This is a genomic window from Rhizobium sp. BE258 (assembly GCF_031457345.1).
Lineage (GTDB): Bacteria > Pseudomonadota > Alphaproteobacteria > Rhizobiales > Rhizobiaceae > Rhizobium.
In genome coordinates, this window is the sequence record NZ_JAVDWL010000001.1 from 334,269 (window position 1) to 359,416 (window position 25,148).

Sequence of the window (25,148 nt, forward strand, 5' to 3'; positions counted from 1 at the left end):
ATTTGAACGTTCTTGGGCAAATTTCCGCACTTTAAACAAATGCTCGTGAGGCGTGGTTTTCAGGCAACGTGAGCCTTCTTCCACAGCGCCGGGGTGGCGCCAGTCGTCTTGCGGAAGACGCGGGTGAAATGGGCCTGGTCGGAGAAGCCGGTATCGGCGGCAATCGCCGGAAGACTGAAATCGCCCTGCAGAAGCAGACGCTTGGCTTTTTCGACACGGGCATTGGTCTGCCACTGATGGGGCGCGATCCCGGTCGAGGCCTTGAAGGCGTGGCTGAAATGCGATTGCGACAACCCGGTCAGGTTTGCAAGCTCCTCGAGCCTGATGTTGCGAAGGCAATTCTGTTCAATGAAATCAGTGGTGCGGCGAAGCTGCCAGGTGGCCAGCTTGCTGCGCTTGCGCGGTTGCGCCTTGGTCAGCTTCAACACGTCGATGATCAGCGACAGGCACAGGCCATCGCCATAGAGATCGTGCAGCGGCTGCTGGTTCAGGCATTCAGCACCGATCAGATTGGCAAGCGCCATCACCCGCTCGTCGTGAAACAGCAGTCGGGCATCGGCAAGCCGTGACGGGTCGATATCTTCCATCAGCCGCCGTCCGACGATGTCGGCATCGAAATGGATATCGAGATGGCGGACGAACTGGACATCGACGAGATCGGCCCAGAGTTCCATCCCGGCGGGCACATAGGAGATCGGCCGGCGCACGGTGTCCTGGACGGCTCCTGCGCTCTTCGGTGTCAGCTTGACGCGTGAATCGCCGGGGCCGCGCATGTCGAGCAGAATGAAAAGCCGCGGATCGTGGGCGACATAATAGCCACCAGCATAGGGCGCGCACTCGACATCCCAGACATCGGCCACGATGCCATTCCAGTTGCGGCGGTTCATTTCGCCGACCACGGAGAAGCCTTCGATCCTGTTCTGCATGCGCGGTTGAAAGGTCATTTGCGGCCCAATTATACCTTCTTTTTATAATCAAGTTTTCTCTAGCGAATATAGGCGGGAATGGCAATAAGCATTCGCTGCAGCGCAATAGACCGGAAGAGGCCCCTTCATTTCCGGCTGCGGCTGTTCTAGCATCGGCCCATGAGCCTCGAATCCGTCCGCGCCTTTTTCAGCGCCCATGCACCCGATATCGCAATCATCGAAACCGAAGCCAGTTCTTCGACCGTGACGCTTGCGGCCGAAGCTCACGGGGTAGAACCCGCGCAGATCGCCAAGACGATCTGCCTGCGCGTCGGCGACGAGACCATGCTTGTTGTCGCCAGCGGCACGGCGCGGCTGGACAACCGCAAATTCAAGGACACGTTCGGCGGCAAGGGCCGCATGCTCGGGGCCGACGAAGTGCTCGAAATCACCAGCCATCCTGTCGGCGGCGTCTGCCCTTTCGGCCTGCCGTCGCCGCTGCCGGTTTATTGCGATGCGTCGCTCAAACAATTCGCCGAAGTCATCCCCGCTGCCGGTTCCCCCAACTCCGCGGTGCGCATTCAAACCGGGCGACTGGCGGAGCTGACGGCTGCAAAATGGGTCGATGTCTGCCAATAGACTTTTGGCTGGCTTCAAATCGCGGGAAGAGCCCCTATATTAGGCTGCAACATGCCGTAGTTGTGCATGAGAGGAGATGAAATGCCGGGTGCCGTTTCGCGTTTTGCCAAGATTGCGGCGATTGCCGTTCTGACGAGCGCTACTGTTTTTGCTGCCTATGGTGAGGCCGAGGCCCGGCGCGCGGGCGGCGGTTTCAGCAGCTTCGGCAGCCGTGGCACACGCACCTTCCAGGCTCCTCCCGCAACCCGTACGGCGCCGGCACCTGCTGCACCCGTCGAGCGCTCCATGACACCCCAGCCGCAGACCACGGCCCCTTCGATGGCGCAGCCCGGCGTGGCGGCGCAGCGCCCCGGCGGCATGTTCGGCGGTTTCGGGCGCTCGATGGTCGGCGGCCTGATCGCCGGTGGCCTGCTCGGCATGATGCTCGGCCATGGTTTCGGCGGCGGCTTCGGCTTCCTCGGCCTGCTGCTGCAGATCGCGCTGATCTTCGGCGCCATCACGCTCGCCATACGCTTCTTTGCCAATCGCCGCCAGCCGTCCTACGGCTCGGCAGGCGGGCCGTCCTATAGCAACATGTCGTCGAACAATAACAGCTCGTTCCGCATTCCGACGATCGGTTCGGGCGCCACCGCCACTGGTCCACAGCGTAACAACCAGCGCCCCAGCGACGAAATCGGCCTGGCACAGGCAGACCTCGACCAGTTCGAGGAACTGCTGACCGAGGTACAGACCGCCTATGGCGCCGAAGACTACGGCACGCTGCGCAAGCTGACGACGCCGGAGGCGATGTCCTATCTGGCGGAAGAGCTTGGCGAGAATGCCACAAACGGCGTTCGCAACCGCGTCTCCGACGTGAAGCTGCTGCAGGGCGATATTGCCGAAGCCTGGCGTGAAGACGGCCTGGACTACGCAACGCTTGCGATGCGCTATTCGTCGATCGACGCGATGGTCGAGCGCGACAGCGGCCGCGTCGTCTCCGGCGACGACCAGCGCCCAACCGAAAGCACCGAAGTCTGGACCTTCGTTCGCAAGAACGGCGCCGACTGGAAGCTTTCCGCCATCCAGGGCACCGAGCAGCGCGCCGCCTGAGCGGCGCGTTCTCTCCTCAACCCTTGAAGGTGTAGTCGGCGATCGACTGCGCCTTCATCTCGATCGAGAATCCCGGCTTCGACGGCGGCATATAGGCCGCGTTCCTGATATCGCAGGGTTCGAGAAAATGTTCGTGCAGGTGGTCGACATATTCGATCACCCGTCCGTCCTTGGTGCCTGACACCGCGATGTAATCGATCATCGACAGGTGCTGGACATATTCGCAGAGCCCGACGCCACCGGCATGCGGCCAGACCGGCAGGTCAAATTTCGCGGCAATCAGCAGCACCGCCAGAACCTCGTTCAATCCCCCCATGCGGCAGGAATCGATCTGCACGATATCGATCGCGCCTTCGGCGATGAACTGCTTGAACATGATGCGGTTCTGGCACATCTCGCCGGTCGCGACCTTCACCGGCGCGATCGCCTGGCGGATCTTGCGGTGGCCGGCAACATCGTCGGGGCTGGTCGGCTCCTCGATGAAGAAGGGCTTGGCGAAGGCGAGCTTGTTCACCCAGTCGATCGCCTGCGGCACTTCCCAGACCTGATTGGCATCGATCATCAGATAGCGGTCCGGGCCCATCACTTCGCGGGCGATCCGCAGGCGACGGATATCGTCTTCCAGATCGCGGCCGACCTTCATCTTCACATGGTTGAAACCGGCATCGATCGCTTCCTGGCAGAGACGGCGCAGCTTCTCGTCGTCATAACCCAGCCACCCGGCCGATGTCGTATAGCAGGCGTAGCCCTCGGCCTGCAGCGTCGCAATCCGCTCCGCCTTGCCGGGCTCGGCCTTCTTCAGGATCGCCACGGCCTCGTCGCGCGTCAGCACGTCGGTCAGGTAGCGGTAATCGACGATATCGGCGATCTCTTCGGCCGGGAGTTCTGACACCAGCTGCCAGACGGGCTTGCCTTGCTTCTTCGCCAAGAGATCCCAGAAGGCGTTGACGACAGCGCCGGTTGCCAGATGCATGGCGCCCTTGTCGGGACCGATCCAGCGCAGCTGGCTGTCGCCCGTCAGATGCCTCCAGAACTTTCCGGGCGCGGCGCGGAAGGCCTCGAGATCCTGGCCGACGACCAGATGGTCCATCGCCTTGATCGCCATGCAGCAAATGTCGTTGCCGCGGCCGATGGTGAAGGTCAGGCCGTGACCGTTAAGACCCGGCTCATCGGTATCGAGGATGACATAGGCGGCGGAATAATCCGGATCGGGGTTCATCGCATCCGAGCCGTCGAGGCTCTGCGAGGTCGGGAAACGGAGATCGAAGACACGAAGGCCGGTGATGCGGGTCATGGTTCTCTTCCGGATTAAATGGTCCAGCCGCCATCGATGGCGTAGGCCTGACCTGAAGTGTAGGTGGCGCCGGCGAGATAGACGGCGAGTTCGGCGATCTCTTCGGGTGAGCCCAGACGGCCCATCGGCTGACGCGAGATGAAGGCGGCGCGCGCCGTCTCGTAATCGCCCTGCGCCTTCATGCGGTCCTGCAGCGATGGGCTCTCGACGGTACCGGGGCAGATGGCGTTGCAGCGGACACCCTGCGCCACGTAGTCGGCGGCAACCGATTTGGTGAGACCGATGACGGCGGCCTTGGTGACGCCATAGGCGAAACGGTTCGGCACGCCCTTGATGCTGGATGCGACGGAGGCCATGTTGATGATCGAGCCGTCCTTGCGCTCCAGCATGCCGGGCAGCACGGCCCGGATGGTGCGGATCATCGCCTTGACGTTGAGGTCGAGGGCGAACTCCAGATCGGCGTCCTTCATCTCAAGGATCGAGCCTGCATGGACGAAACCGGCGCAATTGAAGAGCACGTCGATCTGGCCGATCTCTGAGACCAGCGCATTGACCGCCGCTTCGTCGAGAACGTTCAACTTGTGGGTCGCAATCCCGGTTTCGGCCTTAAGCTGTGCCAGCGCATCGGTGTTGATGTCGGTGGCATGTACGGTTGCACCTGCCTGCTGGAAGGCGATCGCCGAAGCGCGGCCGATCCCCTGTCCTGCGGCGGTGATCAGAACGGTCTTGCCGGAAAGTGAAATGGTCATATGTCGGAGCCTCCCTTGATGTCGCGCATGGAAGGAGCGAAGGCGGTCTTTGCCGCTTCTTCGCTCACATTGTCATATTATCGATAAAAAACAGAACCGGAAAAAGCAATGCCGAAGTTTGCAATTGCTGGGCTTGACAGCGAGGCGCGTCCGGCCGGAGCGGCAGGCGATTTTTCCTGCGGCTATATATTCTATTAATTTAGACGCCTTATGATTGCGCCTACAAATATCCGTAACCCATTATTTAGACATCATTAAAAGACTTTCGCTTTCCTTATGAACGACCAAACGAACGACAAATTGAGCGCCCGATGAGCGAATATCAGAACCGAGCCGTCGAACTCATGCAAACGCTGATCGGCAACCAATCCACCGCGGACATCAACGACCGCCGCAACGCCTTCATCTTCAGGGCCATCGGGCTCTACCAGGCTCTGGGTGGCGACCCGGAAGCCGTGCAAGGCGTCGTCGAAAAGGTCTATGCCGTCCGCGCACCGCGGATCGACACCGCCGTCGGCGATCTCATGTACAATCTGGCAGGCGTCGGCCATGCCTCGGATCTCGACATCATCCAGGCTGCCTATAACAAGCTCGATCAGGCCACGCCTTCAGCCGTTCCGCTGAAGCGCGCCCGTACCTGATCTCCGATCGCCGGCCTCAAGCCTTCCCGTAGCCACCACCTGTCGGCGTGGTGACGATGAAGGCTTCGCCGGCTTCCAGCTGCTTGTGGGCACTGCCGATCAACACATCGAGCGCACCGGAATTCCGGCGCACGGCGTTGCGGCCAAGCTCGCCCGGCTCCCCACCTTCAAGCCCGAAGGGCGGCACGCGGCGATGGCCGGAAAGTATCGCAAATTCCAGCTTTTCGCGCGCCCGGATCGTCCTTTCCGTGCCGTCGCCCGCCGACCATTTTCCGCGGCCGCCGGAACCCTTGCGGATATGGAAATCCTCCAGAACGACAGGGAAGCGCGTTTCAAGAATCTCCGGATCGGTCAGCCGTGAATTGGTCATATGCGTGTGGACGGCGTCCGCGCCATTGAAACCCGGACCAGCGGGCGCGCCGGAGCAGATCGTCTCGTAATACTGATAGGTCGCGTTGCCGAAGGTCAGGTTGTTCATCGTGCCCTGCGCCGCTGCCATGGCGCCGACGGCGCCGAACAGGCAGTTGGTGACCGCCTGGCTGACCTCGACATTGCCGGCGACGACAGCCGCCGGATATTCCGGCGTCAGCATCGTGCCCTTGGGAACGATGATGCGGATCGGCCGCAGGCAACCGGCATTCATCGGGATATCGGCCTCGACGAGGACGCGGAAGACGTAGAGCACGGCAGCACGGGTAACAGGCTGTGGCGCGTTGAAATTGTCGGCGCGCTGCGGCGAGGTGCCGGTGAAATCGACGGTCGCCTCGCGCTTTTCCTTGTCGACGGTCACCTTGACGACGATCTTGCAGCCCTGGTCCATCTCATAGCTGAATTCGCCGTCCTTGAGACGGTCGAGCACACGGCGCACGCTCTCGGCGGCATTGTCCTGGACATGGCCCATATAGGCATCGACGACATCCTCACCGAACAACGCGATCATCTTGGCGAGCTCGGCGACACCCTTTTCGTTGGCTGCCACCTGCGCCTTCAGATCGTTAACGTTCTGCGCCAGCTGGCGAACCGGATAGCGGGCGCCGGTGAGCAGCGCCGCTAGTTCCTCTTCGCGGAAACGGCCGCGGTCGAGGAGCTTGAAATTGTCGATGTAGACGCCTTCCTCCTCGATATGGGTCGCGAGCGGCGACATCGATCCCGGCGCAATGCCGCCGATATCGGCGTGGTGGCCGCGGCTAGCCACCCAGAAGCGGATGCGGCTTCCTTCATTGTCGAAAACAGGCGTGCAGACCGTCAGGTCGGGCAGATGCGTGCCGCCATTATAGGGCGCGTTGATCAGGAACACATCACCCGGGTGAATGAGCGGATTCTCGCGGATCGCAGTCGCCACCGAAGCATCCATCGAACCCAGATGCACCGGCATATGCGGCGCGTTGGCGACCAGATTGCCTTCGGCATCGAAGACGGCGCAGGAGAAATCGAGACGTTCCTTGATATTCACCGAATAGGCGGTCTTCTGCAGCGTCACGCCCATCTGCTCGGCGATCGACATGAAGAGATTGTTGAAGATCTCCAGCATGACAGGGTCCGCCTTGGTGCCGATCGCTGTGCGCTCCGGCAGTGCCTTGATGCGGGTCAAGACGATATGGTCATGAACCGTCAGCTTCGCCTGCCAGCCGTCTTCGATGACGATCGTCTGGTTCGGCTCGATGACGATTGCCGGACCTGTCACGGTCTGCCCTGATTGCATCGCGGAGCGGAGAACGACAGCCGCGTCACGCGCTTCGCCCTGCGAATGGAAGCGCGTACGCCGCGCGGATTCAGCCTCCCCACCGGTGCTCTCCTGGTTGCTGACATCGATCTGCGCCGCGGCGCCGCCGATGGTCTCCACCTCGATCACCTCGACCACCAGCGGCTTGTCTTCGGCAACGAAACCGAAGCGGCGCTTGTGCAGCTTTTCGAACTCGACCCGCAGCCGCGCCGCATCGTCGGCTGCGGGAAACAGCGTTTCGACCGATATCAGCGTATCGGTACCGGCATAGCGGATATAGGCGCGCGCAATGGTTTCGATGGCAGACGCTGGAACGCCTTGTGCCTCAAGCTCTGGAGCGCATTCGCGCTGCAACTCACCTGAAAGCGCTGAGATTGCCGATGGTGCATTGGCATCGAGCGGAACGCCGAGCGCCTTCTGGCGGGTGGCGCGGATATCGGCAAGGCCCATGCCGTAGGCGGAGAGCAGGCCGGACATCGGATGCAGCAGGATGCTCTTCATGCCGAGCGCATCGGCCACCAGGCAGGCATGCTGGCCACCGGCGCCGCCGAAGCAGTTCAGCGCATAGCGGGTGACGTCGTATCCGCGCTGAACGGAGATCTTCTTGATCGCCTCGACCATGTTGGCGACGGCGATCCGGATGAAGCCATCGGCCACTTCCTCCGGGCTCCTGCCGTCACCGATCCGGGCTGCAAGCTCGGCGAACTTCGTGCGGACAGTCTCGACATCGAGCGGCTGATCCTGGTTCGGACCGAAGATCGCCGGGAAGAATTCCGGCAGCAGCTTGCCGGTCATGACATTGGCATCGGTGACCGCCAGCGGCCCGCCATTGCGATAGCAGGCCGGACCCGGATGAGCACCAGCCGAATCCGGACCGACGCGAAAACGATTATCCTCGAAATGCAGGATCGACCCGCCGCCAGCGGCAACGGTATGGATCAGCATCATCGGTGCGCGGACGCGCACACCGGCGACTTCGGTTTCGAAGGCCCGCTCATACTCGCCGTCGAAATGCGCGACGTCGGTGGAGGTGCCGCCCATATCGAAACCGATGACGCGGGAGAAGCCCGCCTGCTCGCCGGTCTTCGCGAGACCGACAACACCACCAGCCGGACCGGAGAGAATGGCGTCCTTGCCCTGGAACATATCGGCCGCGGTCAGGCCGCCCGAGGACATCATGAACATGACGCGGGCGCCGGTGCGCTTGATGTCGAGTTCATCGGAAACCTGCGCCACATAGCGGCCGAGCACCGGCGACAGATAGGCATCGACGACGGTCGTATCGCCACGGCCGACGAGCTTGATCAGCGGCGAGACCTCGTGGCTGACGGATACCTGCTGGAAGCCGAGCTCGCGGGCGATGCGCGCAACGGCTGCCTCGTGGGTCGGGAACTTGTAGGCATGCATGAAGACGATGGCGAGCGCCCGGTAGCCTTCGGCCCGCAATGCTTCGAGGGCGCGGCGGGCTTCGCCTTCATCGAGATCAAGTTCGACCGTGCCGTCGGCCAGCACGCGTTCGCCGATCTCTGCAACCGTATCGTACAGCGCATCGGGCTTGATGATCTCGGTGGCGAAGATCTTCTTGCGCTCCTGGTAGCCGATGCGCAGCGCATCGCGGAAACCCCTGGTCGTCACCAGCGCCAGCCGCTCGCCCTTTCGCTCCAGCAGCGCATTGGTCGCAACCGTCGTGCCCATTCGCACTTCGCCGATCAGCCCGGCCGGGATTGGCTCGCCCGCCGTCAACCCCAGATGCAGCCGGATGCCGTGGACTGCCGCATCGCGATAGGCGGCCGGATTTTCCGAGAGAACCTTGCGCGCATGCAGTTCGCCCTCGGGGTCGCGGGCGACGATATCGGTAAAGGTGCCGCCGCGATCGATCCAGAAATCCCAGCGCTTGGCGTCCGTCTCCTGCATTGAACCGTCCTCGAAATGGATTGCGGAATTGCACGTTGATAAAATATCGATAAAATGACGACATATTCTCGTCAAGACAGGAGAGCGAAATGGCTGACGGCAAAAACAGGGATATGAGTGCTGACGCCTTTCCCGGCATCACCTCGTTCGGCCCGATCGTCTCCTCCGCCCATCTCGCCGAAGGCGGCTCGCCTGCTTTGTCGGAGATCGAATACGGCCTCATCCTCGCCTCGCATGCCTTCGACAGATGGATCGTCCGCTGCATGGCGGCGGCCGGATTTCCGGGCCTGTCGCCGATGGAAATCCTCATCCTTCACTCGATCCGCCATCGCGACCGGGAAAAGAAGCTCGCCGATATCTGCCTGGTCCTCGATATCGAGGACACGCATGTGGTCACCTATGCGATCCGCAAGCTCCAGGCCGCAGGACTGCTGACAACCGGCCGCACCGGAAAAGAAAAAACGGTGAAGATCACCGACAAGGGCGCCGAAGCCTGCAACACCTATGCAGACGTCCGCAGACATCTGCTTGTCGATCCGACCGCCAACGCCCGCCCCGCGGAGCAGACGCTGTCCGAAACCGCCGCCATCCTGCGCTTCATTTCGGGCGCTTTCAACCAAGCGGCGCGGGCAGCCGCGACGCTTTAGGCACCGGCGGAAGCCGGCCCGAAAATTGTTGATCGCCACACGCCGTTTGTGGCCTTGACAAAGAACGGATGCCTGTATTTTATTCAAGCCTGCGGATTAGGCAGACGAGCCATACCGCATTCACATGACTCCGATAGTCGCTGGGCAGTTTCGCCCCATGACGCCCCATCGATGATGGGCCCGCGTCGTGGGGTTTTTGGTTTTTTGGGTTCCGCATGACCGACGCGCTGAAAATCGGCATTCTCTACTCGACCACGGGTCCTTACGGCTCGATGGGACGGGATGCGCGCGACGGCGCGGAATTCGCGCTGGCGGAAATTTCCGCCGCCCGGCAGGTGAGGATCGAGCCCGTCTTCTTCGACCCGCATGCCGATCTCGCCGCCTATCTGGAAGGCGCGCGTCAGCTGCTGCGCGCCGGCTGCCGTCATATCGTCGGCACGATCACCTCTGCCGCCCGCAAGGAAGTCATTCCGCTGGTCGAAAAACATGACGGGCTGCTGTGGTACATGTGCCCCTACGAGGGTTTCGAGGCCAACGAGAACGTCATCTATGTCGGCGGCTGCCCGAACCAGCACCTGATCCCGCTGTTCGAATATCTGATCCCGCGCTTCGGCGCCCGTCCCTATCTCGTCGGCGCCAACTATGTCTGGGGCTGGGAGATGAACCGGCTGGCCCGCGAACTGATCACCAATGCCGGCGGCGAGGTGCTTGGCGAACGCTATCTGCCGCTGGAGGAAACCGCGGTCGAGCGCATCGTTGCCGATATCGAGCAGCGCCGCCCGAGCTTCATCCTCAACAACCTGATTGGTCCGTCGAGCTACGCTTTCCTTGCCGCGATCGGCAAGCTTGCCGAGCGCTATCCGGCCTTCCGTCCGGAAAATTGCCCCGTCGTCAGCTGCGACCTGATGGAATGCGAACTTGCCGATATCGAACCCGGCAAGGCAATCGGCCAGCTCTGCGCCGCCTCCTATTTCGACAATCTCTCGACGCCCGAAAACCTCTCCTTCAAGATCCGTGTCGCGGCCCGCTATGGCGCAGGCCGCCGTGTCTCCAGCGTCTTTGCCAGCGCCTATACGGCGGTCAAACTCTGCGCCGATGCGATCATCGCCGCAGGCAGCGACGAACCGGCCGCCGTGCGCCGCGAACTCTACGACACACAGCGCCCGAGCTTGTTCGGCTCGATCGCCATCGACCGTGAAACCCATCATGCGCCGCTGCCCTTCCATCTCGGCCAGATCAATGCCGAAAACGGCTTCGACGTCGTGGCATCGCGGCCGCCGCTTGCTGCCGATCCCTATCTGACCGGCCGCAACAAGCCGGCCTCGCCGAAATTACGGGTGGTCTCATGAGAGAAACCCCGAATTTTACCGGCTGGCACGCTGCCATCATCCATCGCGAAGACAGCAATACAGAGAGACTGATCCGTCAGCTCCGGCTTCTCGGCATCCGTACCAGCCTGCAATGGGCCCCGCTTGCGGCGACCGACCTGCCCGATCTCGTCATCGTTGATGCAGACCAGGGCTGGGATGACCTGCTGCCCTGGAAGGATCCGGCTGCGGCCTGCCCCGTCGTCGCCCTTCTCGGCTCCGAAGCGCCGGGCCGCATTGCCTGGGCGCTGGAACAGGGCGCCGGTGCCATCATCGCCAAACCGATCGCCACGTCCGCCGTCTATCCGGCCCTCGTCATGGCCGTCTCTATTCATCAGGAACGCAAGAACAATGCCGAACGGCTGCAATATCTCGAAGAGCGTGTACGCCTTCGCCCTCTCGTCCATGCCGCGGTGGAAAAACTGATGGCCGCACACCGGGTCGATGAGGAACGCGCCTACGCTATCCTGCGCGATTGCGCCATGCGCCGCCGTCTGCCGATGGAACAGATCGCCGCCTTTATCGTCGGCGGTGCCGAGCCCCTGCCGGAGGCCGGTTGATGCGCGTGCTGAAAGAAATGCTGCGCCAGCCTGCGGCGCTGTTCGGCCTCGTGGTCGTCCTGCTCGTCGTCGTCATGGCGATCGCCGCGCCGTGGATTGCACCCTTCGACCCTGACAACCAGATGTTCGACGGGCTGTCGCTCGAAGGTGCGCCACTACCGCCCGGCGGGCAGTTCCTGCTCGGCACCGACACGCTCGGCCGAGACCTGTTCTCGCGCCTGCTCTACGGCGCTCGCACCTCGCTGGTCATCGGCCTGGTGGCAAACGGTATCGCGGTGGCGATCGGCCTCTTCGTCGGCATCATCGCCGGTTATGTGAAAGGTTTCGCCAGCAATGTGCTGATGCGCTTCACCGATCTGATGATGGCCTTCCCGGCGCTGCTGCTCGCCATCGTTCTCGCCGCCTTGCTGCGCCCCAGCCTCTGGATCGTCGCGATGGTTATCGCGCTGGTGAACTGGGTGCAGGTCGCCCGTATCGTCTATACCGAGACCCGCGGCCTCTCCGAGCGTGACTTCATCATGGCCGAACGCTCCCTCGGCGCCGGTCACATGCGCGTGCTCTTCATGCATATTCTGCCGCATCTGGTGCCGACGGCGATCGTCTGGGGCACGCTCGGCATCGCCACCACGGTGCTGCTCGAAGCAACGCTCTCCTTCCTCGGCATCGGCGTGCAGCCGCCGCAGGCTTCCTGGGGCAACATCATCTTCGAAAGCCAGAGCTACTTCCAGGCGGCTCCCTGGCTGGTGTTCTTCCCCGGCATCGTCATCCTGCTGACCGCGCTGTCCTTCAATCTCGTCGGTGACGCGCTGCGCGATATCCTCGACCCGACGCAGCGGGGGAGAAACTGATGTTCCTCGTTCTCCGCCGCCTCGCCCAGGCGTTTCTGATCCTGCTCGGCGTTGCCGCCATCACCTTCGTGCTGCTCTATGCGCTTCCCGCCGATCCGGCGCGGATGATCGCCGGGCGCAGCGCCACGGCACAGACGGTCGCCAACATCCGCCATGAGCTCGGCCTTGACCAGCCGCTCCTCGTGCAGTTCTGGCACTATCTGACCAACCTGCTCTCCGGCAATCTCGGCCGCTCCTATGCGCAGAAGACCGATGTCTGGACGCTGATCGTCGCCCGCCTGCCGGCGACGCTGACCCTGATGCTCGCCGGTATCGTCGTCGAAGTCATCCTCGGCTTGACGCTCGGCACCATCGCCGCCATCCGTCGCGGCGGCTTCGTCGACCGTCTGGTGATGATGGCCTCCTTCGTCGGCGTCTCGGCCCCGCAATTCGTCGTGGCGCTGCTGCTTCTCTACGTCTTCGCCGTCACGCTCGGCTGGTTTCCGATGAGCGGTTACGGCACGCTCGCCCATGTCGTGCTGCCGGCCACCACGCTCGGCGTGCTCGGCGCCGGCTGGTATGCCCGCATGGTGCGCTCGGCGATGATCGACGTGCTCAATCAGGATTATGTCCGCACCGCCCGCGCCAAGGGACTTTCCTCCCGCCGCATCATCTTCCGCCATGCGCTGCCCAACGCCATCCTGCCGATCATCGCGATGATCGGCATCGATATTGGCCAGTTCATGGGCGGCGTGGTCGTGGTCGAGGCCGTCTTTGGCTGGCCCGGCATCGGCCAGCTCGCCTGGCAGGCGATCCAGCAGGTCGATATCCCGATCATCATGGGCGTGACGCTGACATCGGCGCTCGCCATCGTCATCGGCAATCTGCTCGCCGACCTCATTGCGCCGGTCATCGACCCGCGTATCCGCACACGTTGACAGCAACCAAAGAAGGGGAACCAATATGTTCAAAAGCTGGCTTCGAATGACAACCATGGCATCGGTGGTGGCGCTGGCGCCGCTCTCGGTCATGGCACAGGATGCACCCAAGCAGGGCGGCGACATTATCGTCACCTACAAGGACGATATCGCCACCCTCGACCCGGCCATCGGTTACGACTGGGTCAACTGGTCGATGATCAAGAGCCTCTATTCGCGCCTGATGGACTATGAGCCGGGCACACCGAACCTCGTTCCGTCGCTGGCCGAAAGCTTCACCGTTTCGGATGACGGCCTCACCTACACGTTCAAGCTCCGCAAGGGCGTGAAATTCTCGAACGGCCGCGAAGTCGTCGCCTCCGACGTCAAGTATTCTATCGAACGCGCCGTCAACCCGAAGACGCAGGGCCCGGGCGCCGGCTTCTTCGGCGCCATCAAGGGCTTCGAAGACGTGACGGGCGGCAAGTCCGAAACGCTTTCCGGCATCGAGACGCCTGATGCAGGCACCGTCGTCTTCACGCTATCGCGTCCGGACGCCACCTTCCTGCACGTTCTCGCCATCAACTTCGCCTCCGTCGTTCCGAAGGAAGCTGTCGAGGCAGCAGGCGGCGATTTCGGCAAGAAGCCCGTCGGCTCCGGCACCTTCACCCTGAAGGACTGGACGATCGGCCAGAAGCTCGTGTTCGAGCGCAACAAGGACTACTTCGTCAAGGACGTCCCGCATGTCGACAGCTTCACGGTCGAAGTCGGCCAGGAGCCCCTGGTCGCACTGCTGCGCCTGCAGAAGGGCGAAGTCGATATCGCCGGCGATGGCATTCCGCCGGCCAAGTTCCTCGAGATCAAGAACTCCGCCGATGGCGCGAAGATGATCGTCGATGGTGCGCAGCTCCACACCGGCTACATCACGCTCAACACCAAGGTGAAGCCGTTCGACAACGTCAAGGTTCGCCAGGCTGTCAACATGGCCGTCAACAAGGACCGCATCACCCGCATCCTGAACGGCCGCGCAACGCCTGCCAACCAGCCGCTGCCGCCGCTGATGCCGGGCTATGACAAGTCCTTCACCGGCTATACCTACGACGTTGCCAAGGCCAAGGCGCTGCTCGCCGAAGCCGGTTTCCCGGATGGTTTCGAAACGACCCTCTACTCCACCAACACCGATCCGCAGCCGCGTATCGCCCAGGCGATCCAGCAGGATCTGGCCGCCGTCGGTATCAAGGCTGAGGTGCGTGCGCTGGCACAGGCCAACGTCATCTCGGCGGGTGGCACCGAAGGCGAAGCGCCGATGATCTGGTCGGGCGGCATGGCCTGGATCGCCGACTTCCCGGATCCGTCCAACTTCTACGGCCCGATCTTGGGTTGCTCGGGTGCGGTTGCCGGTGGCTGGAACTGGTCCTGGTATTGCAACAAGGATCTCGATGCCCGCGCTGTCGCGGCAGACTCGATGTCCGACCCGGCCAAGGGTGCTGAACGCACCGCTGCCTGGGGCAAGATCTTCACCGACATCATGGCCGATGCGCCGTGGGTTCCGGTGATCAACGAGCGCCGCGTCGTTGCCAAGTCGCTCCGCATGGGCGGCGCCGACAACGTCTATATCGATCCGACGCGCGTCATCAATTACGACGCGATCTACGTCAACCAATAAGCCCTGGCGGGTGAACGCCCTCCCGGCCCCGGCCGGGAGGGCGCCATAAGAACGAGGGAGACACACAAGATGTGCATTGCCTGCACCCACACCATTCACCGCGCCCAGCACAATTTCGGCTGGAACAAGGATTTTGCCCCGGCTGTCGTCGCCAAGCCGGGCGAGACGATCCATTTCGAATGCATGGATTCCTCGGGCGGCCAGCTCGGCCGCGATGCGACCCTCGATACGCTGCGCGATCTCGATTTCGGCAAGATCAACCCGGTTTCCGGCCCTGTCTATGTCGAGGGCGCGAAACCCGGCGATGCGCTGAAGGTGACGCTGCGCAAATTCATTCCGTCGGGCGTCGGCTGGACGGCCAATATTCCGGGCTTCGGCCTGCTCGCCGACCAGTTCAAGGAACCGGCGCTGCATGTCTGGTCCTATGACGCCAACAGCATGGTTCCGGCGCTCTTCGGCCCCGGCGGCCGTGTGCCGTTGAAGCCCTTTGCCGGTACGATCGGCGTAGCTCCGGCAGAGCCCGGCACCCATTCCGTCGTCCCGCCCCGCCGCGTCGGCGGCAATATGGACATCCGCGACCTGACCGCCGGCGTGACGCTTTACCTGCCCGTCGAAGTCGATGGCGCACTGTTCTCGATCGGCGATACGCACGCCGCCCAGGGCGACGGCGAAGTCTGCGGCACGGCGATCGAAAGCCAGATGAATGTCGAGGCGACGATCGAGCTCGTCAAGGACGCCCGGCTGCAGTCGCCGCGCTTCACCACGACGGAACCGGTCACCCGCCACCTCGACGGCATGGGCTACGAAGTCACGACCGGCATCGGCCCCGATCTGATGACCGGTGCACGCGAAGCCGTCATGCGGATGATCGATCTTCTGACGGTCGAACACGGCCTCAACCCTGTCGATGCCTATATGCTCTGCTCGGTCTGCGGCGACCTGCGCATCAGCGAAATCGTCGATATGCCGAACTGGGTGGTCTCCTTCTACTTCCCGAGGATCGTATTCTCGTGACATTGCCCACCACTACAGCGCCGGTCCTTTCCGTCCGCAATCTCAGCGTCGATGCGCGCACGCCCGAAGGGCTGAAGCCTGTCCTCAGGGATATCAGCTTCAGCCTCTCAAGCGGCGAAACGCTCTGTATCGCCGGCGAATCCGGCTCGGGCAAATCGGTGACCTCGCTTGCCATCATGGGACTGCTGCAGAAGGCGTCGCTGCGCGTCACCTCCGGCAGCATCCTGCTCGGCGAGCGTGACCTGCTGACGCTCTCGAACCGCGCCATGCGCAGCGTGCGCGGCGGCGATGTCGCCATGGTATTCCAGGAACCGATGACCTCGCTGAACCCGGTCATGTCGATCGGCGCACAGCTGACCGAGGCGATCCGCGAGCACCAGGGCAACGAGAATGCCGAGGCGACGGCGCTGAAGATGCTGGATGCGGTGCAGATAACCGATCCGGCGCGGCGGCTGAAGCAATACCCGCATGAGCTGTCAGGCGGCATGCGCCAGCGCGTGATGATCGCCATGGCGCTCTCCTGCCAGCCGAAGGTGCTGATCGCCGACGAGCCGACGACGGCGCTCGATGTCACGGTTCAGGCGCAGATCCTCAAGCTGATGCGCGAGTTGAAGGCCGAGTTCGGCACCTCGATCGTGCTCATCACCCATGACATGGGCGTGGTCGCCGAAATGGCCGATCGCGTGCTGATCATGCAGAACGGCCGGATCGTCGAGGAAGGTCCATCGCTCGCGATCTTCAACCGTCCCCAGGAAGACTACACCAAGCAGCTGCTCGCCGCCGTGCCGCGCCTCGGCGCACTTGCCGGCACCGATGGCCCGCCGCGCGTGACGCCACGCAAGATCGAGCCCGAGCGGACCGGTGCTGCACCCGTGATCGCCGTTCGCGATCTCGACGTTCACTATGGCAGCCCGGTGGGACGGTTCTTCAAGGGCAAGCCACAGGTGCAGGCCGTCAGCGGCGTCTCCTTCGACCTGATGCCGGGTCAAACGCTCGGCCTCGTCGGCGAAAGCGGGTCCGGCAAGTCAACGACGGGCAAGGCCGTGCTCGGCCTCATTCCCTTCACCGGCAGCGTGCTGATCGACGGCCAGAACATTGCCGGCCTGACGCAGCGCCAAATGCGCCCGGTTCGCCGCTCGGCGCAGATGATCTTCCAGGATCCTTATGCCTCGCTCGACAGCCGCATGGCCGTCGGCCCCGCCATCGCCGAACCGATGCTCATCCACGGCATCGGCAACAAGAGCGAGCGGCAGGATCGTGTCGCGGAACTGCTGCGCCGCGTCGGCCTGACGCCGGATGCGGCAACCCGCTATCCGCACGAATTCTCGGGTGGCCAGCGCCAGCGCATCTGCATCGCCCGGGCACTTGCCGTTGGCCCGAAGGTGATCGTTGCCGATGAAAGCGTGGCAGCACTCGACGTTTCCGTCCGCGCCAAGGTACTCGATCTCATGCTGGAGCTGCAGGAGACGATGGGGCTTGCCTATCTCTTCATCTCGCATGACATGGCTGTGATCGAGCGTATGTCGCATAACGTCGCCGTCATGCGCGGCGGCAAGATCGTCGAGACGGGAACGCGGCGGGAAATCTTCGAGAACCCGAAGGACGACTACACCAAGGCGCTGATCGCCGCGGTGCCAATCCCCGATCCCGAGGTCTATCAGAAGCGAGCGCAGGCGCTCGCTTGAAAACCCGCCGGGGCCGCAAAGCCCCGGCGTTTCTTTTTGATGCTTACTGACGCGAGGTCAGATCGTCAGGCAGTTCGGCATTGTGGAACTTTCGATAGATATCGCGCAGCACCTTGTTGTCGAAATTGGTCTTCACCCAACCATCGAGCCAGCCCTTCAGCGCCGTTTCGCCCTTGGGTATACCGATGCCGAGGTTGGTTTCCTTCTGGGTGAACTTTATCTGCAGCGGATTGGCGGTCATCTTCTTGTTGATGCCGTTGATGACGGCCGACTGGCTGGAGAGAATATCGACCTGGCCGGAGACGACGGAGGTGATCAGTGTTGCATCGTCTTCGAAGCGAACGATGTCGGCACCCTTAGCCTTGGCCGTGATGTCCTGGTCGTTGGTGGTGGCGCGCGTCACGCCGATGCGCTTGCCGTCGAGATCGGCATAGTCCTTGATCGCGGCGTCAGCCGGACCGGCAACGACGAGCGCCAGCGTTGCGTAGGGAACCGAGTAATCGATCGCCTTCTTGCGCTCTTCGGTGATGCCGAGCGAGGAGACGACCATGTCGGCCTTGCCCGTCTGGACCGAGGGAACGCGGGCAGCGTTGGTGATTTCCACCAGTTCCAGCTCGACGCCGAGATCCTTGGCGATCAGCTTTGCGGTTTCGACGTCGGAGCCTGTCGGCTTCAGGTTTTCGTCGACGAAGGAATATTCCGGAATACCCATCGCAACCGCGATGCGCACTTTTCCGGCCTTCTTGATGTTGTCGAGCACATCGGCATTAGCGGCCGATGCGAAGGCCAGCAGGCTTGCGCCTGCGATGAGTGCCAGTTTCGAAATCATTGTCGTCGGCATATGAGTCTCCTCTCTCGTTTACCCGACCCTGCGCGCATGCGTGCAGGTACTCCTCCTTGAATTCAGAGCTCTTCAGCCATGAATTCCTTCAGTTCCGGCGTTTGGGGATTGGAGAGGATGTCTGCCCCTCCCGTCTCCCAGACCTTGCCGGTATGCATGTAGATGACGCGGTTGGCGGCGCGTTTGGCGAAGCCCATCTCGTGGGTTACGACGATCATCGTCATGCCGCCGCGGGCGAGATCTTCCATGACGCGCAGCACTTCGCCCGTCAGTTTCGGATCGAGCGCCGAGGTCACCTCGTCGAACAGCATCACCTTCGGCTGCATGGCGAGCGAGCGGGCGATCGCCACGCGCTGCTGCTGTCCGCCGGAAAGCTGTTCCGGATAGTTGTCGATCTTTTCCGACAGGCCGACCTTGGCCAGAACCTCGGTGGCGATCTCGCGGGCCTGATCCTTGCGCATCGACTTCACGCGGCGCAGCGCCAGCATGATGTTTTCGGCCACCGTCATGTGCGGGAAGAGATTGTAGCTCTGGAACACCATGCCGATATCCCGGCGCAGCGAGCGCAGATCGAGCTTCGGATCCTCGACCCGGTGGCCGCAGACCTCGATGGTGCCGTCCTGGATCGTCTCCAGCCGGTTGATGCAGCGCAGCGCCGTGCTCTTGCCCGAACCGGACTGGCCGATCAGCGCCACGACTTCGCCGGCGTTGATTTCGAAGGAGACGCCCTTCAGCACCTCCAGGGCGCCGAAGCGCTTGACGACATTGGTGAGCTTAACGGCGGCCGACATTGAGTTTCCTCTCAAGCGAACGGCTCCAGACCGACAGCGGATAGCAGACGCAGAAGTAGAAGAGCGCTGCGACGCCGAAGACCAGGAACGGCTGGAACAGGGAGTTGTTGATGACCTGCGCCGCACGCGTCAGCTCCAGGAAGCCGACGACGGACGCAAGCGAGGTGTTCTTGACGAGCTGCACGAGGAAGCCGACCGTCGGCGGCGTGGCGATCTTCAGCGCCTGCGGCAGGATGACGTCGCGCAGCGCCTGCCAGCGGGTCAGACCCAGGCATTCGGCAGCTTCGAACTGGGTCTTGGCGATCGATTCCACCGAGCCACGCCAGATCTCGCCGAGATAGGAGCTCGAATAGACCATCATGCCGAGACCGGCCGCGGCTAGCGGCGGCACCGAGATGCCGAAAACGCCGAGACCGAAATAGAGCAGGAACATCTGGATCAAGAGCGGCGTGCCCTGGACGATCTGGATGTAGACGAGCGCGGTGCGCCGCAGCCAGCGGAAACGCGAGATGCGTGCCAGCATGACGAAGAAGCCGGCGATGCCACCGAGGATGAAGGCGAGCGCCGACAGCACGATCGTCCAGAGCAGGCCATCCAGCAGGTAGATCAGGTGATTGGTCGAGAAAGCTCCTAGCATCGTCACCTCACACGCCGAGCCCGAGCCGGCGGCGGCGCGGGAATGCAATGAGGCCGAGTCCGAAGAAGGCGGCACGCATCAGATAGGTGATGGCGATATAGAGAAGCGCCACGACGAAATAAGTCTCGAGCGACCGGAAGGTGTTCGACTGGATGTTGTTGGCAACGCCCGTCAGTTCCTCGGCCGAAATCTGCGAGCAGATCGAGGTCGAGAGCATCATCAGGATGAACTGGCTCGACAGCGCCGGATAGACGCGCTCGATCGCCGGCAGCAGGATGATGTCGCGATAGATCTGCAGTTTCGAAAGGCCAAGCGCTTCGGCCGCCTCGATCTGGCTCGGATGGATGGAATCCATCCCGGCGCGCACGATCTCTGCCGTATAGGCGCCCACATTGATCACCATCGCGAAGACGGAGGCGGCAAGGATCGGCAGGCGGAAACCGATGGACGACAGCCCGAAGAAGATGAAGAAGATCTGCACGATAAACGGCGTATTGCGCACCGCTTCGATATAGATGCCGACGACCGTGCGCAGCAGCGGCACATCGGACCGGCGCGCGATGGCACAGGCGATGCCGATCGCAAGCCCGATGATCACCGAAAACACGGTAATCTCGATCGTCGTCAGCGCGCCCGACAGGAAATCCTGCCAATAAGGCATCAGCGCCGCAAAATCGAACTGGTACTGCATGTCTCCTCCAGACGCGGCCCGCGAACGGACGCGAATTCACTCATTCGTTCAGCGCGCCAGCCAACCACCATCGACGGGGATCACGGTGCCGTGGACATAGTCGGATGCGGCCGATGCCAGGAACACGGCGGCCCCGCCAAGTTCGGCCGGCGTGCCCCAACGGCCTGCCGGAATACGCGCAAGGATCGCAGCGCTGCGATCCGGATCGTCGCGCAGCGCCGTGGTGTTGTTGGTGACGAAATAGCCGGGCGCGATCGCGTTCACGTTGACGCCCTTGCCCGCCCATTCGCAGGCGAGCAGCCGGGTAATGCCGGCAAGCCCGCTTTTCGAAGCGGTGTAAGACGGGATGCGGATGCCGCCCTGGAACGAGAGCAGCGACGCGATGTTGACGATCTTGCCGCGGCCCTTCTCGATCATGTGACGGCCGGCCGCCTGCGACAGGAAGAAGGCGGTCTTCAGATTGGTGTCGATGACCGCATCCCAGTCTTCTTCGGTGAAATCCACCGCATCGGCGCGGCGGATGATCCCGGCATTGTTGACCAGAATATCGAGGCTGCCGAAGGTCGAGACCGTCTCCGAGACAATATCCTTGACCGGCGCGATGCTGCCGAGATCGGCCTTGATGGCGTGGAAGCGGACACCCGCCTTGCTAACGAGCGCCTCGGTCTCGTCCATCGACGAGCGGCCGACAGCGACGATTGCGGCACCGGCCTCGGCCAGCGCCAGTGCAATGCCCTGGCCGATGCCGGTATTGGCGCCGGTGACGACGGCGGTGCGGCCCGAGAGATCGAAGGGATTGGCCATCGTCCTACCTCAGATCCGCAATGGCGATATGGTCCATATCGGTGAAGCTCTTGTTGTCACCGGCCATCGCCCAGATGAAGCTGTAGTTCTTGGTGCCGGCACCCGAATGGATCGACCAGGGCGGCGAGATGATCGCCTGCTCGCTGGCCACCAGCATGTGGCGGGTCTGCTGCGGCTCGCCCATGAAATGGAAGACGCGCTGATCGGCTTCGAGATCGAAATAGAGATAGGCTTCCATGCGCCGGTCGTGGGTATGTGACGGCATGGTGTTCCAGACGCTGCCCGCATCGATCATCGTGAAGCCCATCGTCAGCTGGCAGGACTGGCAGACTTCGGGGTGGATGAACTGGTAGATCGAGCGCTTGTTAGCGGTCGCTGCTTCCCCCGGGGTCAGATGACGCGCCTTGTCGCGGGTCAGGAGAACCGTCGGATGGGTCTGGTGCGCCGGCGTCGAGACCAGGTAGAACTTGGCCGGGCTTGCCGCATCGGCGCTTTCGAAGCTGACGTCCTTGGCGCCCTTGCCGACATACAGGCAATCATATTTGGCGAGATCGTGGCGCTTGCCGTCAACGGTGACGCTGCCTGCACCGCCGACATTGAGGGCGCCGAGTTCGCGCTCGGCAAGGAACGTCTCCTGACCGATTTCCTTCGGTGCACCAAGGACCAGCGCAGCAGCAAGGGGCGTGGCGCCACCGATCACCATACGATCATAATGCGAGTAGGTCAGCCTGATGTCACCGCCTTCGAAAACGGTCTCGATCAGGAAATGGCGGCGCAGCGTATCGGTGTCGTAACCACGGACGGCTTCCGGATGCGAAGCATGGCGGACGTCGATCTTCATTGAATTTTTCCCTTCTGATCAGCGGATGCCAAGGGAGATTTCGCATCCTCGATGAAATAGTTCGGATCCCAGATTTCGGCCTTCTCGACTTCGCCGAGCAGCTTGCCGAGATGGAAGCCCATTGCCGAGGCAGCACCCGCCTTGTCGCCTGCCTTCATGCAGTCGATGACGGTGGAGTGCTCTTCGATGACACGGGCGAGACGCCCTTCCTGAGGCAGGGTCAGCAGGCGGTAACGGTCGGAATGAACCTTGACCTGCTGGATGATCGCCCAGATGCCCGGAAAGCCAGCGATATCGCTGATCAGCTTGTGGAAATCGTTGTCGACCACATGGAAAGCGGCGACATCGTCGTCGCGCACGCAGGCGCTGAGATCGGCAAGATTACGCTCCAGCAGACGCAGACCGGCAGGGGTCATCTTCTCGACGGCGATCGAGACGGTGGTGTCCTCAAGCGCCTTGCGCACAAGGATCGCCTCGTAGAGCGCATGGCGCGGAATGCGGGATACGAAGGTTCCGGACTGCGGAAAGACATCGACCAGACCATCGTCCGACAGACGCAGGATCGCTTCGCGGATCGGCGTGCGGCTGACGCCGAACTGCGCCTCGAGTTCCTTCTCGTTCAGGAGATCCATCGGCTTGCGGCGGAGCGAGATGATGTCGTCGCGCAGCGCATTGTAGACGAGCGTCGCGGCACGTGGCGCGGCGGCTCGCTGATGCGAGAGATGGGTGACGCCGGCGAGCGAGCGCTTCTTGCGGGTCTCGCTCATCGCGTCCCGGCCCCAGTTTCAATCGTGATGCGCTGACCTGTTGTCCTCACCCGTCGCCACCTCCCGTTGGCTTGGCAAGAAGTAGTATATTAGTATCCAACTTAGTGCAAGCGGGCAAGGACAAAGACTTTTCCACAACGGAAAAGCCGCGGAGATCACTCTCCGCGGCTTACTTTTGCTATTATTTTTCAGGTACTTAAATTTCGGAAAGCCTGAAGCGCGCGACGATGTCGCCCTCGCACCACATCGGAAAATTCGTGCCCCACTTGTTGTTATGGAGATTGAACCGGATGCCGCCGGAGAAATCCGGACGCGCCTTGCAGAAGGTCATGAAGTCCCAGCTTGCGGGTGCTGCGAGCGGCGTATCCAGCGGTTCGATCTGCAGCGCACCGGTGCGCGCGGCGCTGACGACCTGCAGCTGCGCCCCGCCGCTTTCGGCGATCGCGCCCGACCTGTGCCAGAGCCCCATCTTGCGGAAACTCCACGCCGTATCCCCGGCAGGCGTGACGAAGAAGAAGCTCGCCTCCGGCATGCGATTGGCAGGTTTGGCATGCAGCGTCAGCTGAATGGAAAGCGCATCGCCTTCATCCAGGAACCGCAGCGAAACACGCTTGGGCACCCCATATGACGACGATGCGCGCTCGGGCAGCGAGAGCAGCATCATGTTGCCTGCAGCCGCCTCGAGAACCGGTGAAAACACTTGGGACAGAGCTGCGCCGGATTGGGCGAGGCCAGGCTTGTCATGATCGAGCACCGCCCATTCCTGGCGGTGCGTCAAATAGGTATCCATATGCCTGCCGACATCGGCTGCATCATAGCTTTCATAGCGATAGCCAAGAAGCGCGCCGCCGCGGCCCGAGATCACCGTCCCCGCCGGCGTTGCGATCGATGCAATGTCGCCGCTTTGACCGTCGAGCGTCACCGTCCAGCCACCGGTCTTGAGGACCGTTTCTCTACCCGCGATCACCGGAATTGCCGGAGCCGAAAGCGCGGAAACGGCGCTCGCCGCCAGTGCCGCGTCGTCAGGCTCGAGCATCGAGACCGCCTTATCGAGGTAATCGCGCTGCTCCTGCCAGGATTGTTCGGCATAGGCGAACCGGTAATCAGCCTTGCGCGCCGCCTCGAAATCTTGCCGCGACCATGCCTTGTTGTCGCGCAGATAGGACTTGATATCGACGCCGCAGGTATGTTCGGCGACCATCGCCAGCTCACGGCCAAAAGCCAGACGGCTGCGGCTCAACCCCTCGCCCGCGAAGCGGTCATAGAGCCGCTGCAGCGCCAAGAAACGGGCGGTTTTCTGCGGATCGGTGGCGCTGCCATGAATCCAGCTGTCGCCGAGTTCGATGTCGAGAACCGGAAAACGCTCGCGGGCTTCCCAAAGCAGCGCACCGTAATCTTCCAGCGTCGCCGCCCGGATCACCGCATCCGGCTCGCGATTGCGGATCTCGCGCAGCGCTTCGGCCGTCTGCGGCACGCTTTGCGGACCGATATTGTCGTTGGTATGGGCAAAGCTCAGCCCATCCGAGAAGCCTTCGGGGAAATAGGTCTCGCCATAGGAGCGCTGGTACATGACCACGACTTCGGCGCCATCGGGTGCCCGCCAGCGGAAAACATCCGGCACGTCGGGCGGCGGCGAGGCGGTGTTGACGCCGAGATGCAGGAAGCGGATCCCGGCTTCGGCGAGCAGCGGCACCATGCCGAGCGTATGGCCGGGCACATCCGTCATCTTCGCGGCGATCGTCGTCTTGCCGAAGCGGCGGTCGAGCTCCTGCGAATAGGACAGGCCGGCGCGGAAAAGATCCGGCGACATCAGCTCCGTATGCGTCGTGAACGGCAGGCCGTGCCAGCGGATCAGCCCGCGGTCGATCGCCTGCTCAAGGGCTGCGACTTCCGCGGGCGAGCGCGAATTCAGATGATCCCAAATCAGCCAGGCGCCCGTCGTCCAGATGAACTTCGGCTCATCGGCGTTCTCTGCATGGAAATGCGCCCCGGTTTCGATCGCCTGCGGAATGAACCGCTCGTGATACTGGCGGCGAACCTTTTCCGCGTGATCCGTGAAGCCGATATCCAGATGGGTCTTGAAGACCAGATGCACGCGCTTTTCTGACATGTCCATTCCGCTCGCTGGCCTCGGCAACC

23 protein-coding genes are annotated in these 25,148 nt (G+C 62.5%); 11 read left to right on the forward strand and 12 right to left on the reverse strand.

What is annotated here, in order from left to right; genetic code table 11:
• Positions 1-59: 59 nt before the first annotated feature.
• Positions 60-944, reverse strand: a complete 885-nt coding sequence (locus tag J2X43_RS01685) for an AraC family transcriptional regulator (protein WP_310290382.1) — start codon at positions 942-944, stop codon at positions 60-62.
• Between the two features lie 141 nt (positions 945-1,085).
• Between J2X43_RS01685 and J2X43_RS01690 the strand changes: the two genes are divergently transcribed.
• Together J2X43_RS01690 and J2X43_RS01695 are read left to right on the forward strand one after the other, a co-directional pair.
• Entirely contained in the window at positions 1,086-1,544 is a 459-nt protein-coding gene (locus J2X43_RS01690) for a YbaK/EbsC family protein (RefSeq protein WP_310290384.1), read from the forward strand.
• A gap of 81 nt (positions 1,545-1,625) precedes the next feature.
• Positions 1,626-2,633, forward strand: coding sequence for a Tim44 domain-containing protein (locus tag J2X43_RS01695; RefSeq protein ID WP_310290386.1), 1,008 nt, complete (start codon positions 1,626-1,628; stop codon positions 2,631-2,633).
• Positions 2,634-2,649: 16 nt separating this feature from the next.
• Here J2X43_RS01695 and J2X43_RS01700 read toward each other — a convergent pair whose 3' ends face one another.
• Positions 2,650-3,927, reverse strand: a complete 1,278-nt coding sequence (locus tag J2X43_RS01700) for an L-fuconate dehydratase (protein ID WP_310290388.1) — start codon at positions 3,925-3,927, stop codon at positions 2,650-2,652.
• A gap of 14 nt (positions 3,928-3,941) precedes the next feature.
• The gene (locus J2X43_RS01705) at positions 3,942-4,676 is read right to left on the reverse strand and encodes an SDR family oxidoreductase (protein WP_310290389.1); all 735 of its coding nucleotides are present in this window, start codon (positions 4,674-4,676) and stop codon (positions 3,942-3,944) included.
• Between the two features lie 311 nt (positions 4,677-4,987).
• On the opposite strand from J2X43_RS01705, the gene J2X43_RS01710 reads away from it, so the two are divergent.
• Positions 4,988-5,317, forward strand: coding sequence for a hypothetical protein (locus J2X43_RS01710; protein ID WP_310290391.1), 330 nt, complete (start codon positions 4,988-4,990; stop codon positions 5,315-5,317).
• A gap of 16 nt (positions 5,318-5,333) precedes the next feature.
• Here J2X43_RS01710 and J2X43_RS01715 read toward each other — a convergent pair whose 3' ends face one another.
• A complete protein-coding gene (locus tag J2X43_RS01715; RefSeq protein ID WP_310290393.1) occupies positions 5,334-8,954 on the reverse strand; it encodes a hydantoinase B/oxoprolinase family protein in 3,621 nt (1,206 codons plus the stop codon).
• 89 nt (positions 8,955-9,043) lie between these two features.
• On the opposite strand from J2X43_RS01715, the gene J2X43_RS01720 reads away from it, so the two are divergent.
• The 8 genes from J2X43_RS01720 (at position 9,044) to J2X43_RS01755 (ending at position 17,637) form a co-directional block, all read left to right on the forward strand.
• The gene (locus J2X43_RS01720) at positions 9,044-9,601 is read left to right on the forward strand and encodes a winged helix DNA-binding protein (RefSeq protein ID WP_405049554.1); all 558 of its coding nucleotides are present in this window, start codon (positions 9,044-9,046) and stop codon (positions 9,599-9,601) included.
• A 215-nt stretch (positions 9,602-9,816) separates the two neighbouring features.
• Entirely contained in the window at positions 9,817-10,950 is a 1,134-nt protein-coding gene (locus tag J2X43_RS01725) for a transporter substrate-binding protein (protein ID WP_310290395.1), read from the forward strand.
• The gene (locus J2X43_RS01730) at positions 10,947-11,528 is read left to right on the forward strand and encodes an ANTAR domain-containing protein (protein ID WP_112388867.1); all 582 of its coding nucleotides are present in this window, start codon (positions 10,947-10,949) and stop codon (positions 11,526-11,528) included. Before J2X43_RS01725 ends, J2X43_RS01730 begins: the two co-directional genes overlap by 4 nt.
• Complete coding sequence (locus J2X43_RS01735) at positions 11,528-12,376, forward strand: ABC transporter permease (protein WP_112388866.1); 849 nt, start codon at positions 11,528-11,530, stop codon at positions 12,374-12,376. The genes J2X43_RS01730 and J2X43_RS01735 overlap by 1 nt, the downstream gene beginning before the upstream one ends.
• A complete protein-coding gene (locus tag J2X43_RS01740) occupies positions 12,373-13,293 on the forward strand; it encodes an ABC transporter permease (protein WP_112538741.1) in 921 nt (306 codons plus the stop codon). The genes J2X43_RS01735 and J2X43_RS01740 overlap by 4 nt, the downstream gene beginning before the upstream one ends.
• A 25-nt stretch (positions 13,294-13,318) precedes the next feature.
• Positions 13,319-14,938, forward strand: coding sequence for an ABC transporter substrate-binding protein (locus J2X43_RS01745; protein WP_112388864.1), 1,620 nt, complete (start codon positions 13,319-13,321; stop codon positions 14,936-14,938).
• A 69-nt stretch (positions 14,939-15,007) separates the two neighbouring features.
• A complete protein-coding gene (locus J2X43_RS01750; RefSeq protein ID WP_112388863.1) occupies positions 15,008-15,952 on the forward strand; it encodes an acetamidase/formamidase family protein in 945 nt (314 codons plus the stop codon).
• Entirely contained in the window at positions 15,949-17,637 is a 1,689-nt protein-coding gene (locus J2X43_RS01755) for an ABC transporter ATP-binding protein (RefSeq protein WP_310290402.1), read from the forward strand. The genes J2X43_RS01750 and J2X43_RS01755 overlap by 4 nt, the downstream gene beginning before the upstream one ends.
• Before the next feature lie 43 nt (positions 17,638-17,680).
• Here the strand turns inward: J2X43_RS01755 and J2X43_RS01760 are convergent, their stop codons facing one another.
• The 8 genes from J2X43_RS01760 to J2X43_RS01795 form a co-directional block, all read right to left on the reverse strand.
• On the reverse strand, positions 17,681-18,478 hold the full coding sequence (locus tag J2X43_RS01760; protein WP_310290404.1) for a transporter substrate-binding domain-containing protein: 798 nt from the start codon (positions 18,476-18,478) through the stop codon (positions 17,681-17,683).
• Positions 18,479-18,540: 62 nt separating this feature from the next.
• Positions 18,541-19,269 carry an amino acid ABC transporter ATP-binding protein gene (locus J2X43_RS01765; protein WP_112538745.1) on the reverse strand — a complete coding sequence of 243 codons (729 nt, stop codon included), beginning with the start codon at positions 19,267-19,269 and terminating at the stop codon, positions 18,541-18,543.
• A complete protein-coding gene (locus J2X43_RS01770) occupies positions 19,253-19,906 on the reverse strand; it encodes an amino acid ABC transporter permease (protein ID WP_112388859.1) in 654 nt (217 codons plus the stop codon). The genes J2X43_RS01765 and J2X43_RS01770 overlap by 17 nt, the downstream gene beginning before the upstream one ends.
• A 7-nt stretch (positions 19,907-19,913) precedes the next feature.
• Complete coding sequence (locus J2X43_RS01775; RefSeq protein ID WP_112516446.1) at positions 19,914-20,597, reverse strand: amino acid ABC transporter permease; 684 nt, start codon at positions 20,595-20,597, stop codon at positions 19,914-19,916.
• Between the two features lie 48 nt (positions 20,598-20,645).
• The gene (gene kduD, locus J2X43_RS01780) at positions 20,646-21,401 is read right to left on the reverse strand and encodes a 2-dehydro-3-deoxy-D-gluconate 5-dehydrogenase KduD (RefSeq protein ID WP_310290410.1); all 756 of its coding nucleotides are present in this window, start codon (positions 21,399-21,401) and stop codon (positions 20,646-20,648) included.
• A 4-nt stretch (positions 21,402-21,405) separates the two neighbouring features.
• Positions 21,406-22,242, reverse strand: a complete 837-nt coding sequence (gene kduI, locus J2X43_RS01785; RefSeq protein WP_310290413.1) for a 5-dehydro-4-deoxy-D-glucuronate isomerase — start codon at positions 22,240-22,242, stop codon at positions 21,406-21,408.
• Positions 22,239-23,009, reverse strand: a complete 771-nt coding sequence (locus J2X43_RS01790; RefSeq protein ID WP_310290416.1) for a GntR family transcriptional regulator — start codon at positions 23,007-23,009, stop codon at positions 22,239-22,241. Before J2X43_RS01790 ends, kduI begins: the two co-directional genes overlap by 4 nt.
• Positions 23,010-23,205: 196 nt before the next feature.
• Complete coding sequence (locus J2X43_RS01795) at positions 23,206-25,119, reverse strand: DUF5054 domain-containing protein (RefSeq protein ID WP_310290418.1); 1,914 nt, start codon at positions 25,117-25,119, stop codon at positions 23,206-23,208.
• Between the last annotated feature and the right edge of the window lie 29 nt (positions 25,120-25,148).

What these genes read in the sequence shown, in the direction of transcription:
- J2X43_RS01685 (WP_310290382.1), bottom strand. Translation starts at nt 944, where the DNA reads ATGACCTTTCAACCGCGCATGCAGAACAGGATCGAAGGCTTCTCCGTG.
- J2X43_RS01690 (WP_310290384.1), top strand. Translation starts at nt 1,086, where the DNA reads ATGAGCCTCGAATCCGTCCGCGCCTTTTTCAGCGCCCATGCACCCGAT.
- J2X43_RS01695 (WP_310290386.1), top strand. Translation starts at nt 1,626, where the DNA reads ATGCCGGGTGCCGTTTCGCGTTTTGCCAAGATTGCGGCGATTGCCGTT.
- J2X43_RS01700 (WP_310290388.1), bottom strand. Translation starts at nt 3,927, where the DNA reads ATGACCCGCATCACCGGCCTTCGTGTCTTCGATCTCCGTTTCCCGACC.
- J2X43_RS01705 (WP_310290389.1), bottom strand. Translation starts at nt 4,676, where the DNA reads ATGACCATTTCACTTTCCGGCAAGACCGTTCTGATCACCGCCGCAGGA.
- J2X43_RS01710 (WP_310290391.1), top strand. Translation starts at nt 4,988, where the DNA reads ATGAGCGAATATCAGAACCGAGCCGTCGAACTCATGCAAACGCTGATC.
- J2X43_RS01715 (WP_310290393.1), bottom strand. Translation starts at nt 8,954, where the DNA reads ATGCAGGAGACGGACGCCAAGCGCTGGGATTTCTGGATCGATCGCGGC.
- J2X43_RS01720 (WP_405049554.1), top strand. Translation starts at nt 9,044, where the DNA reads ATGGCTGACGGCAAAAACAGGGATATGAGTGCTGACGCCTTTCCCGGC.
- J2X43_RS01725 (WP_310290395.1), top strand. Translation starts at nt 9,817, where the DNA reads ATGACCGACGCGCTGAAAATCGGCATTCTCTACTCGACCACGGGTCCT.
- J2X43_RS01730 (WP_112388867.1), top strand. Translation starts at nt 10,947, where the DNA reads ATGAGAGAAACCCCGAATTTTACCGGCTGGCACGCTGCCATCATCCAT.
- J2X43_RS01735 (WP_112388866.1), top strand. Translation starts at nt 11,528, where the DNA reads ATGCGCGTGCTGAAAGAAATGCTGCGCCAGCCTGCGGCGCTGTTCGGC.
- J2X43_RS01745 (WP_112388864.1), top strand. Translation starts at nt 13,319, where the DNA reads ATGTTCAAAAGCTGGCTTCGAATGACAACCATGGCATCGGTGGTGGCG.
- J2X43_RS01750 (WP_112388863.1), top strand. Translation starts at nt 15,008, where the DNA reads ATGTGCATTGCCTGCACCCACACCATTCACCGCGCCCAGCACAATTTC.
- J2X43_RS01760 (WP_310290404.1), bottom strand. Translation starts at nt 18,478, where the DNA reads ATGCCGACGACAATGATTTCGAAACTGGCACTCATCGCAGGCGCAAGC.
- J2X43_RS01765 (WP_112538745.1), bottom strand. Translation starts at nt 19,269, where the DNA reads ATGTCGGCCGCCGTTAAGCTCACCAATGTCGTCAAGCGCTTCGGCGCC.
- J2X43_RS01770 (WP_112388859.1), bottom strand. Translation starts at nt 19,906, where the DNA reads ATGCTAGGAGCTTTCTCGACCAATCACCTGATCTACCTGCTGGATGGC.
- J2X43_RS01775 (WP_112516446.1), bottom strand. Translation starts at nt 20,597, where the DNA reads ATGCAGTACCAGTTCGATTTTGCGGCGCTGATGCCTTATTGGCAGGAT.
- kduD (WP_310290410.1), bottom strand. Translation starts at nt 21,401, where the DNA reads ATGGCCAATCCCTTCGATCTCTCGGGCCGCACCGCCGTCGTCACCGGC.
- kduI (WP_310290413.1), bottom strand. Translation starts at nt 22,242, where the DNA reads ATGAAGATCGACGTCCGCCATGCTTCGCATCCGGAAGCCGTCCGTGGT.
- J2X43_RS01790 (WP_310290416.1), bottom strand. Translation starts at nt 23,009, where the DNA reads ATGAGCGAGACCCGCAAGAAGCGCTCGCTCGCCGGCGTCACCCATCTC.
- J2X43_RS01795 (WP_310290418.1), bottom strand. Translation starts at nt 25,119, where the DNA reads ATGTCAGAAAAGCGCGTGCATCTGGTCTTCAAGACCCATCTGGATATC.